Here is a 14,786-nt window from a genome sequence, read left to right on the forward strand (position 1 = left end):
CTTACGAATATGCGCGGCGCAAAATAACGGAACAAAACATTCCATCTGCATCCAAAATACGGTTTACGCTCCAAATCTGAAGCCCTTCCTGCACGCCCAGATACGGGTTTTCCAGCCGTACATACATTCCGGGGCTTAGCCTTGGCCAGCCGGGAACCTGAAGAACCCATTCCCATGCCTTTTGGCGCGATCTTTGAAGAATCTGTTCGGCCCCGAGTCCGGCTGCGGAAAAAGCACTGAAACAACGGCGGCGCTGAACCCCATTGCGCATCGCCTCTGTGTCCGATACGCATCCCTCATAGTTTCCATTTCGAGCCGATTGCAATCTTATCTGGCTGATGCGCTCATAATTTTTTTGTTTTTTCGTAAAGGAACTATACGAAATTCCCTGCCCGGAATGAGAAAACAGTATTGTGTCCTGTCGATTCTCCGGGGTGACTGTCAGTACCTGATTTGGCCCTATCATAGGAACGGTGTTCCAAGCAAGGCGGCAAAAAAGTTCCAGCACCTGCCATTCACTCATCCCTTTTGTCACGGTCAATTCGCCAATTCTCTTCTGTCCGTCCGGCACCCGGTATTGTGTAAGACCGTAAGGGGCGGTATGGCGAGAAAAAATCGTAGAAAAAGGCGGAGAATAATAAGTTTGGGGCAAAGCTTGATTATCCAGCAAAAGGGCAGCCAAACTGCGTGCTGTCAGCCGAAGAACGGCTCCCTGTTCCGAAAATTGCTCCGTCTGCTCATCCACAATTCCATAAAATATAGTTTTACCATTTTGCTCCACATGCAGCCGAAACAAAGGGGGTAGTTTTTGCCACGGGAATTCCCCCGTTAAATCATCGGCGGGCGCATCCACCGCCTGACTAATCCGCACGGCAATGGGCCTCCCCAATAAAATGCGCATCCCCTGAGGGGTAATCCCTTCAAATTTCATGAAATTACCACCTTTTGCCCCTCTGTTAAATAATTTGGCCATCGAATCATGGGGTTTTGCTTTAAAAGAGCTTCCACTGTGGTGGAATACGCGGAGGCAATTTGCCACAAATTATCGCCTTCCCGGCACTCATAAATTTGCCCCGAAACTGATTGGGATGTAATATCGGTCTTGCCGTCTTCCCAAAACACAAAATGGTATCGCACCAAATCAGGCTCCGGATTTCCCATCATTTGCAAAGAAACAAACCGGGCGAAAAAGGGCAAAACATTCGGCAAAGACAGCACTGCACAACTGGTTTTTTCCAGATGAGAAGAAAGGTGCTGAAATTGCTGAATACAGTCTGAACCGTAAAATTCCCCCTCTCCTTCCACCACCCGTTTTTGTACCCCGTAATCCTGCATCACACTTCCGGAAAAGGGCATTGAAAGTTCCCTAATATTCCGTTTTAGGGAAATCGTCAATTTCTCCGGATTATGGGGCCAGGTATACTCCCCATATTTCATCGGCAAGAGCTTCATAACAGCTCCTCCTCTAAAATCAGGTGGGGATACCGCCGATAATCCTGCTCCAACAATTCAGACAACCGTTCTGCCGCCAGTGCATCTCGAACCAGCGAGGCATTCCATTTTGGAATTTCTGGTTTTTGTTCCATTCCTATTCCTCCCGCACCCGTTTTTTGGCGGTTATCACAGCCCGCTCCGCCAGCACACCATCCCCCGGTTCTGCCAGCTCTTCCAGCTCTTCCCACTCGCATCCGCTATAAGTGGTTCTTACACCGTCCTGCACCGCAACCAGCCGAAAGTTACTCATGCCGTAAAGAGATGTTTGGGCTGCGCCTTCCCCACACAGACTTAGCTGCCGAAGCTCCAGCCGATATATGCTTGGACGTTCCAAAAAGGCCACGGGTTCCGCCTCCCCAAAAGCCCGTATCGCTCGCCGTTCCCGCACACAGCGGCATGTTACTTTTTGCGCAAAAGCCAAACGAATTCCATTCATCTCTATAAATACGCTTTGTCTGCGGGGAATAAAAATTTCCATTTTACTTCCCGCTTTCCCGGCAGTATCCTGTCATACCCACTTGACTTTCCATTCGGAACGTCCCCGTTACTTCGGAATATTCCACCTTACCACAAGAGATGGTTTGCAGGCACAGTCCATTTTCGCCGAACAGTAATGCATCGCTGATTCGCGAAAAAGCATCCACACAGGCATTGGAGCCGTATTCTCTTGGCGCAGAGATCCAAATCCGAACTGTTAAATCCGCTCGGCGCAAAGAGCTGTCTAAAGAAGCCGGTGCAAACCGCACGGGGGAAATCTTTAAAAAAGCACTTACCCCTGCGCTCAACCTTCCCCTGCGTTTTTCCCCGCCCAGTTCAAACCGGATATCCCCAAGGGATTCTTCCGATTGCAGCTTGTGCAGCAGCTGCTGTTCCAATTGATCAAATTCCGTCATCTATTTCCTCCTTTGGCATTTCCCTGAGAACTGCCCATACATATAAAAGTTGATTTTGCATCCAATATCCCCGGGAACGGATCACCATGTAATCGCCGTCATCCTGACTAACCACCGCATTTTTCATCTGATCCAAACGGCAGTCGGCCGGGCCCAAATAAAAGAAATGAGAATTGTCATAATATCCTTCCGGCAGCCAAACATCTTCGGGATACGCCTTATGTTTTACGCCCATTGCCTGTATCAAAGCATAGGCACAAACCGGTTCCGCATCCCGGCACCGCACCATCGTCTTTGCTCCGTATTGCCGAAGCATGCGCCGAACAAATTCTTTCTGGTTCATGAGCGCACCTGATAAAACGAAAAGGTATCATCCCGAAGATACGGCACGGCGGCACGGTAAGAATCCAGCCAAAGCTGTTTTGCCGCCCTGATTCCTCCAGAATCCTTTGTGATTTTAATTTCCCCGGCAGAAAAACTGCTTTCCGGCCCACAGGACTGAAACAAAGAGTAACGATAAAAAGCCAAGGCAGCACCGGCAGCATTCAAAAGGCTCTCCCCCCGGTCGGTATATCTTGCTTTGGCAGACAGCTCTTCCATTGCCTCCTGACAAAGCCCCTGCCAAAGAAGGGATTCTTCCCCAGAAAGCCCGGCCAGCTGCGCAAAACGCTCCAGAATTTTTTCCTGACTCATCGCCTTCCCTCTCCTTCATTCTTTATATTTCGGAATAGCAAACCGCGCGCCCGGCCCCGGCAAAAATTTTTGCAAAGCCTGCAATGGTGCTGATAGAGGCTCTTTCCAGCTGACGGTCAATCAGTTTGTCCGAATCCGTAATAATATCCCCGGCCTGCACCATTTCCAAAGCACAGTTTTTGTCCAGACCAATCAGGCAGTTCCCAGACAAAGACGGCACATGAAGCAGATTGGCACCCAAAGGGGTTGCCAGTTTTCCGGTTCCCTGAAAATTTAGTCCTGCCGCGGAATCCTGAAATTCTTTCAGGGTAAGAATATCTTCCATGGCAGGAGTAGAAGCCAGAATCGTATTTAGCTCATAGGGCTGAAGATTGCTCCACAGGCTGACCATATCCCGATAGGATAAGCCTGTGTCGAGTTCCGTTACCGGTGTGGGGTTGTCATTTCCATCACCTTCCAAAAGAACCTGAACCGCGTCTTCCAGTTGGGCGCGGGCAATATAAGCGCCAATTTGCCGCAGGGTAACCGTAAACAAATCCAACTTTTGAAACCGAAGTGCTTCATAAGAGGCCACCAGCATTCGGCCGCGTTTTTTCAGGCACACCAGGTTTTCCTGCGTTTTAATCACCGTGCGGGGAATTTCCGCTCCCTCTGCCACCGGCATCAATTCCTTCTCTTTCGGTGAAGGATCCGAAGTGATGGTGCGATAATCCATGGAATTGATTTTAGTGACCGTGGCCACAATGGCGGGCAGCAAATCGGTTCGTTCCATCCCCTGACGCACCGCCCGAGTCACATATTCGGGGAATAAAGCGGCACTGTCGCTGGTTTGAAAGAATTTTTCCACCGGATCCGACCCCGGCCCTCCCACACGAATGTCAAACCGTTTCAGCTGACGCTGATAAGCATCCAGCCCGGCCAAAGCAGTCCCTTCGTAATTTTCGGAAGGATCCAATTCCTCCAATCGCTGGGCAAAGCCCTTACCGTTCCCATACATGCCTTTTTCCAGCTTCAAAGAATCATAATAAGCCATGTCTTTTTCCTCCCCTGATTAAAGAATCACGCCGCAAAGCGCATTGGCAGTGTCTACATCCACCACCAGCAAAGAGCGCCCTGCTGCATCTGATTTGATTTTTCCGCTTCCCGCCCCGGCCAGTGTTTGGTAACCCACTGCCGGGGCTGTGCCGGAATAAGGCAGCCTTACATACCCGGCCAACTGAATGGCGGCAAAGCCTTCTCTAACATTCACTGCTACACCGCAAAAGTTTTTCCCCGCTTCACAGGGTGACACCAAGCCGTTTTGGGTCACCTGTACCGGCATGCGGGCCGTTACCCCATCCGTGGCCTCAAAGGTTGCCGTTTTTTCTCCATATCCGCCAAATGATACTTCCATGTTTTTTCCCCTTTTCTACTTTTGATTAAATGCGGAACATCTCGTTTCCACCCCTTGGCAGTTCACCCTTTTCCGGGGCCAGCTGCGGCCGAAGCGGAAGCACCTTATCCACTTGTTTTTGAAAGGCCTTCTCAAAATCCAGCAAATCCTCCAGACTCATGCTCTCGGCTGCACGCCGCATTGCTTCCGGTGAAATTCCTGTTTTGGCCAGCCCACACAGGCGCACTACACGATTACAAACTTTTTCCCGATACATCTGCCCCGTTTCTGCCAACTGCTCTAACTCTTCCATTCGTTTTTCCAATTGCCGCGCCTGACTGCCGGAAAGGATCACTTGATCTTCCGCCTGCCGCAATGCCTTTTTTAACTCCTCCATATTGTCCTCCTCCTTTTGGGGCAAAAATGCTTTGATAACCCCCGCCGCCCGCTGGGCAGGAACCGCCACAAACGACCATTCATAGGCGTCCCGGGGCTCATCCAGAACGGTACAGCAAATTTGTTCCTGCCCAGCCTGTTGATACATTTTTCCTTTTCTATGTTCGCAGCTTTTTTGGCTTCGATCCATCCCGCAAACCGAACAGCTCGAAATTCCCACTGCACATCCCACACTCACTTCTTTTTTAATTCCGGACTCCAATTCCAAAATTAAATCGGCATTTTTTTGGATTTTAGGCAGATACGCTCTGGCTGTCAGCCGGGTATACGGTTCCCCGGCCTGCGTCATTTTGCCCTCCACCGTTTCCACCTGAGTGGAATAAATTCGGGCAGTTTGGTCACCGCTTTTCATACTGTGGTCAAAAATGCCGGTCTTTCCCAAGAAAAGTTGACCGAGCTTATGAAGCGCTGGAATCGTAAACCGCTCAAAATCTCGATCCACCTCGTTGTCACACAGCACTACCGAAAACACATAAATTTCCTCCGGAAGAAAGGTGCGTCTGGTGTAACAGTTAATCTTCTCCATTTCTTCCGGTGAGGCAAAACCTCCCGATTCTCCCTTATAAACATAACCATCCCTCATGCTCGCGGCTCCTTTTCCTTTTGAATTTCCCATTCCATCTTTTCGGCCTGGGCGTTTTTCAGCCGGGCTTCTGCCAAAATCACCATATCCTGCAAGCTGATATCGTCCCACAGAATTTCCACTTTCTCTGGGTACCCGTTCATACATAGCCACATGCGGCAAATTTTCTGAATAACCGGATCCAACAAACGGCGATAACTTTCCAATTCGCTGGTCAGCAAATCCGATTGCTGAGAAGACATCCTTTCGGTGGATGACCATGACAACCCCAAAAGAAAAGGAGGAATCCCCAGTTTTGCCACAATCTGTTCCAGCAGCTGGCGCACGGGGATTTCGCTGTCCAAAATTTGATTGTCCGCCCCAATCACCTGAATCCGAACATCGCCTACCGCCACAAAATCACTGACCCCGGTGCCGGGCTGCATGGCACGACTCCACTGTTCGGCAATTTGCCGGGCTCGTTCCCCGGCCCAGGCTCGGTCCCCTTCTCCATTTGGTTTATAGGTAACGGCAAAACGGGTATTTCCCACCCTGTCCCAATTCACGCCAATCACATGATATATTTTCAAAAGCACATTCCCCAAAAAAGGCAGCCCCCGCAGCAAAGAAACCCCCTTCACCTGGCCAGGTTCCGGGTTCAGTGCCGTAAACAGAATCAAGTCCGGATATCGAACCGATTCTGCCTCTCCGGCTCCGGTTCTGAGACAAACCTGAACATCAAAGGGAGTATCCCCCTGCCGCAGTTCCAGATCCTCTAAATTAGCATTGTACAGTCCGGCAATACTTGTCCCATCCGAAAGCGGAACCATCTCCCCAACGGCAGTTCCATACATCAGAAGCTGATCTAAATAGGTATTTAGAAAGCTTTGAATTCCCGTTTGAGCAGCATTGACCTGCACATAACGCAAAAAACTTTCCAGTTCCTTTTGCGCCAGAACATTGGGGCACGCCACCTGAAAGGAACCGATCAGCCGCGTGGTTTTTTCCAACGCGGCAGCCACCATGGGTACTGCTTCCCGCAAAGCGGTATACAGCCTTTGCTCGTTTCCCACCAGCGGAACTCGCCTTTCCAGTTCCCACCCCACCTGCTGTTCCGGGCGCAGAGCCGTCTGCACCACGGGGTCGGCTGCCGGCCGTTTTGTTTTAAACCAACCCATCATACTCTCCCATCCGGCGCGGAGCCGCTATCGCAAAACAATCCCCCGCGTCCTGCTGTAATATCGTCGCAACAAAATAGCGGATATCATCCATGGCATGGTCGTTTTCTTTTACCGGCGCGTCCCGCGTCAAATCGGCGTTCCAGCGGTAAAGAGAAAATTCCCGCATCGCATCGATACACGTGTCACAAATACAGACATCCCCTTGTTTCAAGGCAACCCCCACCAGCCGAATCCCGTCCAGCACGTCGTTATTGGCTGGAACCACCCGATATTTTCCATGGCGGCCGATCACTGCCATAAAGCTGGCGGCAGAAGGATCTGCCACCACACAATCAATGTTCCTGCCATCAATCAGCTGTTCCAGCCCGGTGTAATGTTCCTCGTCTGTTCGCTGCAATCCCTCGCGGCGAGAATCGTAATAATACTCTTCCAAACGGTACCAGCAGCCATTTTGTTTTCCCCACAGCCCAAAGGAAGAAGGATTTGCCGTTCCATAATCGCAAGAAACCACAAACCGCTCAAAATCCCCTTTGGGCATCGGGCAAAATCGCTCAGCCGTCATAAACGGATACACCAAGCCCTGAGCGGCCACCCATTTTCCCAGCACAAAACGCTGATAGAAGGTTCCGGAATAAAGATCCCGGTATCGATCCAGCACCTGGCGGGACAAAGAAGGATTATCTTCCATCCGAAAATGTAGATACAAGGCATTTTTTCGCTTTGGATCTCGAATCCATTCCTGATAAAACCAATGGCCCGGATGTTCCGGATTGCAGTTAAACCAAAAGGCCGCACCTTCCACCGAACATCGGGCCAAAGCCTGCTCCACAAAAGAGCGGGGCATCAAAGCCACCTCGTCAAACAACACCCCAGCCAAAGTCATTCCCTGAATCAAAGCGGAAGAGGATTCATCTTTCCCTCCAAATAAATAAAAACGATTCGTGTACTGTCCTGCCGAAACTTCCAAAAGGTTCTCTGTCAAGCGAAAGGTACAGTCAAATCCATTGTCCTTTAAAATCGGCAGCATAGGGGTAACCAAATTTCGTTTGACCGATCGAATGGTTTTTCCACACAAGGCAAAAGACTGCCCTTGAAATCGATAAAAAGACCAAGCAATAAAAGAAATGCTCAGGCAAAGGGTTTTTCCGCTTCGAACCGCTCCGTCACAAATAACTGCATTGCAATGCTCATAAGGGCTGCCTTTGCACCACCAGCTCAAGGCCTGAAGCTGCTTTTGAGAAAAAGAATGAAATCCCACCGTCAGTCCTCCTTCGGATCTGCCGAGTCAAAACACCGGACACTTTGCTCCAAAGCACGGTAAAATTCCCCTAGCCCGCCAGTCTGTTCATCACTGATTTGCTCCAAACACTGCAGTGCTTTGATCCGATCAAAAAACCTTATCTCCATGCCGCCACCCTTGGGCCGTTTGATTTCTGCCACATTAAACAAATCCATATTTTCAATTTCCGTCACATCCATGTTTTCGCAGAACATCAGGCGCACCGCGTCAGAAATTCCACCGAAAGCTAACTTATCATAGCCCCGCATGATTTTTCGTTTGGATCTGCTTTGGTTTGCCATACGCCCTCCTTTTAAAACAATAGGTATAATATTTAAATAAAATTACCTATAGTAAGACATTTTTTACCCATTCATCCTGCCTTTTTTCAAAATCCAATTTTTCTAACATCATTTCTCTGAAAAAACTTTCGATTCTTCTGTAACCGACAAAAAGAAAAAAACTTTCCCTAAAAAGGGAAAGCTTTGAAAAAGAAAGAGAAAAAACAGAAAAAATAAGTTTTTATTTAACTTTATTGTAATTATATAAGTTTTTAATACATTTAGTATAAATGATTTTTTAATTTGAAAAAGTTTGAATTGACAAATATCTCCACCGTAACTATACTGTATATATAAGGTATACACAGTATAGAAAGGAGGCAGGCTTGTGAATATCATCATCAGCAATTCCGACAGCAAACCCATTTATGAGCAAATCACCTTTCAGATAAAAAATCAAATTATCAGCGGGGTGCTCAAAGAAGGGGACGCTCTCCCCTCTATACGAATGCTGGCCAAGGAACTGCGTATTAGTGTGATCACAACCAAGCGTGCCTATGAAGACTTGGAAAGAGAAGGCTTTCTCATTACCAAGGCGGGAAAGGGAAGCTTTGTGGCTCCAAAAAACCTGGAGGCCATTCACGAAGAATATCTCAGCCGAATCAATCATCTGTTGCTTCAGGCGGTGCATCTGGCTCAGGCAGGCTCCATTCCTTTGGAACAGCTTTGCCAAACACTCACTTCTGTTTATAAAGGAGAATCGGTATGAACTCTATTTTAGAAATAAAAAACTTATCAAAAGAATTCCCCACTTTCTCTTTGAACAAGATTAGTTTCTCCCTTCCCGGCGGCTGCATTATGGGCATGGTGGGGGAAACAGGGGCTGGAAAAACCACAACAATTAAGCTAATTCTAAATGAGCTGCATGCAGACAGCGGAGAAATCAAAATTTTCGGATTGGATCTCAAAGAACATGAGCGCAAAATCAAGGAACAAATCGGTGTGGTATTTGATGACGCCTATTTCCCCTCTGAATTTAACGCCATACATGTCAACGATATGCTCAGCCATTTTTTCGCCAATTGGGATAAAGACTTATATGAAACTTATCTGCGCGAGTTTCAACTGCCCAAAGAGCAAAAAATCAAAGAATTTTCTAAAGGCATGCGCATGAAGCTTTCCCTTGCGGCCGCACTCTCTCATCATCCCAAATTTTTAATTCTGGATGAAGCTACAGGGGGCTTGGATCCGGTCGCTCGAAACGAAATTTTGGATCTTTTATTAAACTTTGTACAGGATGAGGAACATTCGATTTTATTCTCTTCTCATCTTACCGCTGACCTGGAACGCATATCTGACTACATGACTTACATCCACAACGGCTCTATTCTATTCAGTGAATCCAAGATGGAACTGCTGGAGTCGTATGGCCTTGTGAAATGCACGCAAGAGGAACTGGAAAAAATAAACCCGGACGAGATTCTGGGAATCCGTGAAAATTTGTTTGGATGCGAAGCTTTGGTAAAAAACCGGGCAGATATGCTCAAACAGTACCCCCATCTGGTTATTGACCCCGCTTCTATTGAAGAAATTATGATCTTCTGGGGCAGGAGGCAGAAAAAATGAAGGGATTACTTTATAAAGATCTGATGAATTCCAAAGGCCCTCTCATCGGTACTTTCTTTTACTTTCTGGTTTTTGCTATCTTTGCAATTCCAAAACATGCCGATGGCAGAAGCCTGCCGGGCACACTATTTTCTGTTTTCTTGTTTTACAGTTCCTTAGCGTTAGCACACAACTCTTTTCAACAGGATGAGCAGAACAAGTGGAATGTTTATGCTCTTTCTCTCCCCATCGATAAAAAACTATTGATCCAAAGTAAATACCTTTTTCTGACCGCCTATTTACTGTTGGGCCATGCTTTGGCACTTGGCCTTACGGCGATTCAGCCGTCTATCGGTTCTGAAATACTCCTGGTACAAATAATGCTCATCGCTCGAACCTTCCTGTTTCTCAGCATGTTTCTTCCTTTGATTTATCGGTTCGGTTCCCGAAATGCAACCGTATTAATTGTATGTACTTTCTTCGCCCTGGGCTTACTAAAACTGGCAATCAATGATTCTGAAATTTTAAATTTGTTAACACAAAATCAGCAAACCATAGTTTTTTATTGCTGGTGTGCCGGTTGTGTAATCCTCTATTGTGCATCCTATCATTTTTCTTATAAAATGCTCGAAAAAGGCGATGTGCATTAGCATTGCCAAATATTTCGCCGGGATTTAATCTGACCTCCCGGATTTTGAATATTTTATGTAAGGAGCGAAACAAATGAAAGGGTTATTCTATAAGGATGTGAAGAACTCCCGATGGGCACTGCTCATAACAACACTTCTCCTAATTATTGACACCTTGATGTGTCCCTTCTTTATAAATTTTGTCGCTATGAATGGCTTGTTTATCACCAAATGGATCTACTGGTTTTTATTTTTATTGGTTTACACCTCATTCCAGCACGATGAGGCCAGCAAATGGAACCTTTATGCTCTTTCGTTGCCGGTAACGAAAAAAATGTTGGTACAAAGCAAATATATTCTTTTTACCCTCATCCTTTTTGTATTCAATATTTTTGCAATTTTGGTTTCCTATGGTTTCGGCAATTTGACCTTCGATATTGCTTGGGCACACTTGATGCTCATTGCCCTGTCGATGTTGATAATCGGCCTCTTTATTCCAATGATTTATCGCCTGGGCACCCAAAAAGCTTTTCTGTTTCTGATCCTCCTGATTTTATTGGCAAATGGAGTCTGTTTTGTCTTTGAGGAAAATAGATTTTATCTGATATATAAAAATTCGATCAACGTTGTTTTCTGCCTGTTGAGCCTATTTTCCTATTACTATTCCTATCGATTCTCCTGCCAGCTTATGGAACAAAAAGACTTCTGACGAATGCCTAACTGCTACCCCTTTACTCAATGGTATTGCTGCGCCTTTCATCTTGCGTTTGTTGTTCCATGTTTCAAAATATCCAAAAAAATAATGCAAATCCAAAAGAAAAGGCAGCAAAAAAACACCCTCTTTTTCAACATATACAATAAAAAAACCCAAGAAGGTCAACCCTTAATTGAGGGCTGACCTTCTTGGATTTTCGCTCTGCGCTGAATGCATTTTTATCTAAAAAACTCATAGTTCAGAAAACCTTTCGATTGCTATTTTTCTTCGACATTTCTCTACCGCTTTCAAAACAGTTCATGAAAAACAAACAAAAGGCGGTCAAGTCATTTCCTAGAACCAGCCATAAGAAAAAACTATATAGTTAAAATCTATGGCACAGCATAAAAAATACGAATTACCATATAACTCTCATTGCATGATAGAATAACTCAACCGATAACGAAAGGAAGATTATCATGCAGGTATCCGTTGTCAATTACCCCAGAGTGGGTGCGTTAAGGGAATTAAAATTTGCCACTGAAGCCTATTTTAAAGGCAATTCGTCAAAAGAAGAGCTGCAGGAGATCGCCGCTCAGCTCAAAGAATCGCACTGGAACATGCAAGACAAAAATCAAATTGATTTTATCTCATCGAATGATTTCTCTTTTTACGATACGATGTTAGATACTGCCGTTTTGCTCAACGCGGTTCCCAAACGCTATCAGCAATTAAATCTGGATCCTTTAGACGAGTATTTTGCCATGGCAAGAGGATACCAAGGCAAAAACGGCGATGTCAAAGCGCTGGCAATGAAAAAATGGTTTAATACCAATTATCATTATATGGTGCCTGAAATTGAGGACGACGCTGCAATTTCTCTGGTGGGAACCAAGCCATTTGATGAGTTCGCCGAAGCAAAAAAACTTGGAATAACAACAAAGCCTTCCATAATCGGGGCATTTACCTTTTTGAAGCTTGCCAAACGAACCGGACAAAAAACAAGTGAAGATTTTCTGCCGGATCTAATTCAGGCGTATGCCGATCTGTTAAAGAAATGGAACGAATTGGGCGCAGAATGGGTTCAATTGGAAGAACCGGCCCTTGTTATGGATTTGTCCTTAAAAGACATTCGTCTGTTTCATCAGCTGTATCGTGGAATTCTGCCTTTTAAAGGCAACGTAAAAATCCTTCTGCAAACATATTTTGGGGATATCCGAGACTGCTATGACAATGTAATTACAATGCCTTTTGATGGAATTGGATTAGATTTTGTTGAAGGCAGCAAATCACTGGAACTGGTGAAGCATTTTGGATTCCCCGCAGATAAAACGCTTTTTGCAGGAGTAATTAACGGAAAAAACATCTGGCGCAACCGCTATTCCAACACAGTAGCTCTTATGAAAGAATTAAGGCGGCATTGTCAGTCCATTGTTTTAAATACCTCCTGCTCACTTCTTCACGTTCCCTATACTCTAAGGAATGAAAGCAAGCTGACAGAAGATTACAAAAAACACTTTGCTTTTGCAGAAGAAAAGCTTTCAGAACTGTCGGAGCTAAAACGTATTTTATCCCGCAGTGCGCCAACATCAGCCGAAGAATATATTCAAAACGAAAAGGCATTCCGTCAAACCAGAAACAGCGAAAACTCAGCTGTTCAGTCTTCCGTTTCCGCTCTTTCTGAAAAAGATTTTATTCGTTCTCCCGCTTTCTCTGAACGTGAAAAAATACAAAAGGCCACATTCCGCCTGCCCTTTCTCCCAACCACCACAATCGGTTCCTTCCCGCAAACGGCAGAAGTAAAGACAAACCGTTCCCAATATAAAAGCGGTAAAATTTCATTGGAACAGTACACGGCTTTTAATCAGAAAAAAATTGCGGAATGCATTGCTTTGCAAGAAAAAATCGGTTTGGATGTACTGGTTCACGGTGAATTTGAACGCAATGATATGGTGGAGTATTTCGGCGAAAATCTAAGCGGATGTATCTTTACCGAAAAAGCATGGGTGCAGTCTTACGGAACCCGATGCGTAAAACCACCTGTGATCTGGGGGGATATTTCCCGCACCCGGCCAATGACAGTGGACTATGCTGTGTATGCGCAGTCCCTGACCCAAAAACCGGTCAAAGGAATGTTAACCGGGCCCGTTACCATTTTAAACTGGTCATTTCCCCGCGAAGATCTTTCACTCAAAGAATCTGCTTTCCAAATTGCTTTGGCAATTCGGGAAGAGGTTCTGGAGCTGGAGGCAAACGGAATTAAAATAATCCAGATTGACGAGGCTGCCCTTCGGGAAAAACTGCCTTTGCGAAAAAGCGACTGGCACCAAGGGTATCTGGACTGGGCCATCCCCGCTTTTCGTCTGGTTCACAGCGGCGTAAAACCCGAAACGCAAATTCACACCCATATGTGTTACAGTGAATTTGCAGACATCATCAAAGAGATCGACAATATGGATGCGGACGTCATCACCTTTGAAGCATCGCGATCTGACTTAACCATTATCGACACGCTGAAAGAATCTGAATTTCAAACAGAAGTCGGGCCCGGGGTGTACGATATTCATTCCCCGCGCGTACCTGACATTCTTGAAATGAAAGAAACCATATTAAAAATGCTGGAAAAAATCCCGGCAGAAAAACTATGGGTAAACCCCGACTGCGGCCTGAAAACCAGAGGAAATTCTGAAACAATTGCCAGCCTGACCAATCTGACTGCCGCTGTAAAAGAGATTAGAGAGAGTTTATTGCTATGAAAACATCAGAATTGTTTAAAAGGAAGCGAGTGCTGTCCTTTGAAATATTCCCGCCAAAACGCACCGATCCGATTGACACGATTTATGATACGGTAGAAAAGCTAAAAGATCTTTCTCCCGATTTTATCAGTGTAACCTATGGTGCCGGAGGAAACGAAAGCAATCGAAATACGTTTGAAATAGCGTCTGCGGTGAAAAATCGCTATGGCGTTGAAAGCGTTGCCCACCTTCCCTGCATCAACCTGACAAAAGAAGCTGTCCTTGACATGCTGGATAATCTAAAAAAAGCGGGAATTGAAAATATGCTGGCTCTGCGTGGGGATATCAATCCCGATTTTACCCCTAAAAATGATTTTAAACACGCCAGCGATTTAATTTCCTTTATCAAAGAGCACAGCGATTTTAACATCATTGGGGCTTGCTATCCCGAAAGACATATCGAATGCGGATCTGTCATTGAGGATATCCGCAACCTAAAAACCAAAGTGGATGCAGGAACCGATCATTTAATCACCCAACTGTTCTTTGACAACTCCTATTTCTATTCCTTTCAAGAACGAGCCGCCATTGCAGGAATCAACGTTCCGATTCAAGCTGGAATTATGCCTGTGGTTAATAAAAAACAAATTGAAAGAATGGTTAGCTTATGCGGTGTCGATCTTCCAAAAAAGTTTTTGTCCATTATGAATCGATATGAAAACAATCCAGAAGCAATGCGCGATGCCGGAATCGCTTATGCGGTGGATCAGATGGTGGATTTAATTGCACAAGGGGTGGACGGAATTCACCTGTACACCATGAATAACCCCTACATTGCATTCCGCATTTACGAAGCCATAAATGTTTTGCTGGCGGCTTGACAAATTCTTTCTTACTCAAAAGGAAAACATT

Annotated in this window: 19 protein-coding genes; 6 read left to right on the plus strand and 13 right to left on the minus strand. The window is 45.9% G+C overall.

The window, feature by feature from the left end; all coding sequences use genetic code 11:
• Nucleotide 1: 1 nt before the first annotated feature.
• From C1A02_RS05770 to C1A02_RS05825, 13 genes are read right to left on the minus strand one after another with little or no spacing between them, the layout of a single operon-like run.
• Nucleotides 2-931, minus strand: a complete 930-nt coding sequence (locus C1A02_RS05770) for a hypothetical protein (RefSeq protein WP_101697254.1) — start codon at nucleotides 929-931, stop codon at nucleotides 2-4.
• Nucleotides 928-1,452 (minus strand): LysM peptidoglycan-binding domain-containing protein, encoded by a 525-nt coding sequence (locus C1A02_RS05775; RefSeq protein WP_101697255.1) that lies wholly within the window; start codon nucleotides 1,450-1,452, stop codon nucleotides 928-930. The genes C1A02_RS05770 and C1A02_RS05775 overlap by 4 nt, the downstream gene beginning before the upstream one ends.
• Nucleotides 1,449-1,586 (minus strand): hypothetical protein, encoded by a 138-nt coding sequence (locus C1A02_RS13465; protein ID WP_164997156.1) that lies wholly within the window; start codon nucleotides 1,584-1,586, stop codon nucleotides 1,449-1,451. Before C1A02_RS13465 ends, C1A02_RS05775 begins: the two co-directional genes overlap by 4 nt.
• A gap of 2 nt (nucleotides 1,587-1,588) precedes the next feature.
• Entirely contained in the window at nucleotides 1,589-1,972 is a 384-nt protein-coding gene (locus tag C1A02_RS05780; protein WP_101697256.1) for a hypothetical protein, read from the minus strand.
• A gap of 1 nt (nucleotide 1,973) precedes the next feature.
• Nucleotides 1,974-2,387 carry a hypothetical protein gene (locus C1A02_RS05785; protein ID WP_101697257.1) on the minus strand — a complete coding sequence of 138 codons (414 nt, stop codon included), beginning with the start codon at nucleotides 2,385-2,387 and terminating at the stop codon, nucleotides 1,974-1,976.
• The gene (locus tag C1A02_RS05790; RefSeq protein WP_101697258.1) at nucleotides 2,374-2,730 is read right to left on the minus strand and encodes a hypothetical protein; all 357 of its coding nucleotides are present in this window, start codon (nucleotides 2,728-2,730) and stop codon (nucleotides 2,374-2,376) included. The genes C1A02_RS05785 and C1A02_RS05790 overlap by 14 nt, the downstream gene beginning before the upstream one ends.
• Entirely contained in the window at nucleotides 2,727-3,080 is a 354-nt protein-coding gene (locus C1A02_RS05795; RefSeq protein ID WP_101697259.1) for a hypothetical protein, read from the minus strand. Before C1A02_RS05795 ends, C1A02_RS05790 begins: the two co-directional genes overlap by 4 nt.
• 22 nt (nucleotides 3,081-3,102) lie before the next feature.
• Nucleotides 3,103-4,113, minus strand: coding sequence for a phage major capsid protein (locus C1A02_RS05800; protein ID WP_101697260.1), 1,011 nt, complete (start codon nucleotides 4,111-4,113; stop codon nucleotides 3,103-3,105).
• Between the two features lie 18 nt (nucleotides 4,114-4,131).
• Nucleotides 4,132-4,473, minus strand: a complete 342-nt coding sequence (locus C1A02_RS05805) for a hypothetical protein (RefSeq protein ID WP_101697261.1) — start codon at nucleotides 4,471-4,473, stop codon at nucleotides 4,132-4,134.
• 25 nt (nucleotides 4,474-4,498) lie between these two features.
• Nucleotides 4,499-5,491 carry a hypothetical protein gene (locus C1A02_RS05810; protein WP_101697262.1) on the minus strand — a complete coding sequence of 331 codons (993 nt, stop codon included), beginning with the start codon at nucleotides 5,489-5,491 and terminating at the stop codon, nucleotides 4,499-4,501.
• Nucleotides 5,488-6,651 carry a phage portal protein gene (locus C1A02_RS05815; protein ID WP_243577931.1) on the minus strand — a complete coding sequence of 388 codons (1,164 nt, stop codon included), beginning with the start codon at nucleotides 6,649-6,651 and terminating at the stop codon, nucleotides 5,488-5,490. Before C1A02_RS05815 ends, C1A02_RS05810 begins: the two co-directional genes overlap by 4 nt.
• On the minus strand, nucleotides 6,635-7,909 hold the full coding sequence (locus C1A02_RS05820) for a PBSX family phage terminase large subunit (RefSeq protein WP_101697264.1): 1,275 nt from the start codon (nucleotides 7,907-7,909) through the stop codon (nucleotides 6,635-6,637). Before C1A02_RS05820 ends, C1A02_RS05815 begins: the two co-directional genes overlap by 17 nt.
• Before the next feature lie 2 nt (nucleotides 7,910-7,911).
• Nucleotides 7,912-8,232, minus strand: coding sequence for a hypothetical protein (locus C1A02_RS05825; RefSeq protein ID WP_101697265.1), 321 nt, complete (start codon nucleotides 8,230-8,232; stop codon nucleotides 7,912-7,914).
• A 367-nt stretch (nucleotides 8,233-8,599) separates the two neighbouring features.
• On the opposite strand from C1A02_RS05825, the gene C1A02_RS05835 reads away from it, so the two are divergent.
• The 6 genes from C1A02_RS05835 to metF all read left to right on the plus strand — a co-directional run bounded on the left by C1A02_RS05835 (nucleotide 8,600) and on the right by metF (nucleotide 14,755).
• The gene (locus tag C1A02_RS05835) at nucleotides 8,600-8,980 is read left to right on the plus strand and encodes a GntR family transcriptional regulator (protein ID WP_101697267.1); all 381 of its coding nucleotides are present in this window, start codon (nucleotides 8,600-8,602) and stop codon (nucleotides 8,978-8,980) included.
• Nucleotides 8,977-9,837 (plus strand): ABC transporter ATP-binding protein, encoded by an 861-nt coding sequence (locus C1A02_RS05840; protein WP_101697268.1) that lies wholly within the window; start codon nucleotides 8,977-8,979, stop codon nucleotides 9,835-9,837. Before C1A02_RS05835 ends, C1A02_RS05840 begins: the two co-directional genes overlap by 4 nt.
• Nucleotides 9,834-10,466, plus strand: a complete 633-nt coding sequence (locus C1A02_RS05845) for an ABC-2 transporter permease (RefSeq protein ID WP_101697269.1) — start codon at nucleotides 9,834-9,836, stop codon at nucleotides 10,464-10,466. The genes C1A02_RS05840 and C1A02_RS05845 overlap by 4 nt, the downstream gene beginning before the upstream one ends.
• A gap of 73 nt (nucleotides 10,467-10,539) precedes the next feature.
• Nucleotides 10,540-11,154, plus strand: coding sequence for an ABC-2 transporter permease (locus C1A02_RS05850; protein WP_101697270.1), 615 nt, complete (start codon nucleotides 10,540-10,542; stop codon nucleotides 11,152-11,154).
• A gap of 464 nt (nucleotides 11,155-11,618) precedes the next feature.
• Entirely contained in the window at nucleotides 11,619-13,895 is a 2,277-nt protein-coding gene (gene metE / locus C1A02_RS05855) for a 5-methyltetrahydropteroyltriglutamate--homocysteine S-methyltransferase (protein ID WP_101697271.1), read from the plus strand.
• Complete coding sequence (gene metF, locus C1A02_RS05860) at nucleotides 13,892-14,755, plus strand: methylenetetrahydrofolate reductase [NAD(P)H] (protein ID WP_101697272.1); 864 nt, start codon at nucleotides 13,892-13,894, stop codon at nucleotides 14,753-14,755. Before metE ends, metF begins: the two co-directional genes overlap by 4 nt.
• Nucleotides 14,756-14,786 lie beyond the last annotated feature (31 nt).

It is taken from the genome of Clostridium minihomine, from assembly GCF_900240385.1.
GTDB lineage: Bacteria > Bacillota > Clostridia > Oscillospirales > Acutalibacteraceae > Faecalispora > Faecalispora minihomine.

Bases quoted from the DNA above. Each gene is read 5' to 3' on its own strand.
- C1A02_RS05815 (WP_243577931.1), bottom strand. From the start codon at position 6,651: ATGATGGGTTGGTTTAAAACAAAACGGCCGGCAGCCGACCCCGTGGTG.
- C1A02_RS05810 (WP_101697262.1), bottom strand. From the start codon at position 5,491: ATGAGGGATGGTTATGTTTATAAGGGAGAATCGGGAGGTTTTGCCTCA.
- C1A02_RS05770 (WP_101697254.1), bottom strand. From the start codon at position 931: ATGAAATTTGAAGGGATTACCCCTCAGGGGATGCGCATTTTATTGGGG.
- C1A02_RS05790 (WP_101697258.1), bottom strand. From the start codon at position 2,730: ATGAACCAGAAAGAATTTGTTCGGCGCATGCTTCGGCAATACGGAGCA.
- C1A02_RS05800 (WP_101697260.1), bottom strand. From the start codon at position 4,113: ATGGCTTATTATGATTCTTTGAAGCTGGAAAAAGGCATGTATGGGAAC.
- C1A02_RS05850 (WP_101697270.1), top strand. From the start codon at position 10,540: ATGAAAGGGTTATTCTATAAGGATGTGAAGAACTCCCGATGGGCACTG.
- C1A02_RS05780 (WP_101697256.1), bottom strand. From the start codon at position 1,972: ATGGAAATTTTTATTCCCCGCAGACAAAGCGTATTTATAGAGATGAAT.
- C1A02_RS05805 (WP_101697261.1), bottom strand. From the start codon at position 4,473: ATGGAAGTATCATTTGGCGGATATGGAGAAAAAACGGCAACCTTTGAG.
- C1A02_RS13465 (WP_164997156.1), bottom strand. From the start codon at position 1,586: ATGGAACAAAAACCAGAAATTCCAAAATGGAATGCCTCGCTGGTTCGA.
- C1A02_RS05775 (WP_101697255.1), bottom strand. From the start codon at position 1,452: ATGAAGCTCTTGCCGATGAAATATGGGGAGTATACCTGGCCCCATAAT.
- C1A02_RS05845 (WP_101697269.1), top strand. From the start codon at position 9,834: ATGAAGGGATTACTTTATAAAGATCTGATGAATTCCAAAGGCCCTCTC.
- C1A02_RS05795 (WP_101697259.1), bottom strand. From the start codon at position 3,080: ATGAGTCAGGAAAAAATTCTGGAGCGTTTTGCGCAGCTGGCCGGGCTT.
- C1A02_RS05840 (WP_101697268.1), top strand. From the start codon at position 8,977: ATGAACTCTATTTTAGAAATAAAAAACTTATCAAAAGAATTCCCCACT.
- metF (WP_101697272.1), top strand. From the start codon at position 13,892: ATGAAAACATCAGAATTGTTTAAAAGGAAGCGAGTGCTGTCCTTTGAA.
- C1A02_RS05785 (WP_101697257.1), bottom strand. From the start codon at position 2,387: ATGACGGAATTTGATCAATTGGAACAGCAGCTGCTGCACAAGCTGCAA.
- metE (WP_101697271.1), top strand. From the start codon at position 11,619: ATGCAGGTATCCGTTGTCAATTACCCCAGAGTGGGTGCGTTAAGGGAA.
- C1A02_RS05825 (WP_101697265.1), bottom strand. From the start codon at position 8,232: ATGGCAAACCAAAGCAGATCCAAACGAAAAATCATGCGGGGCTATGAT.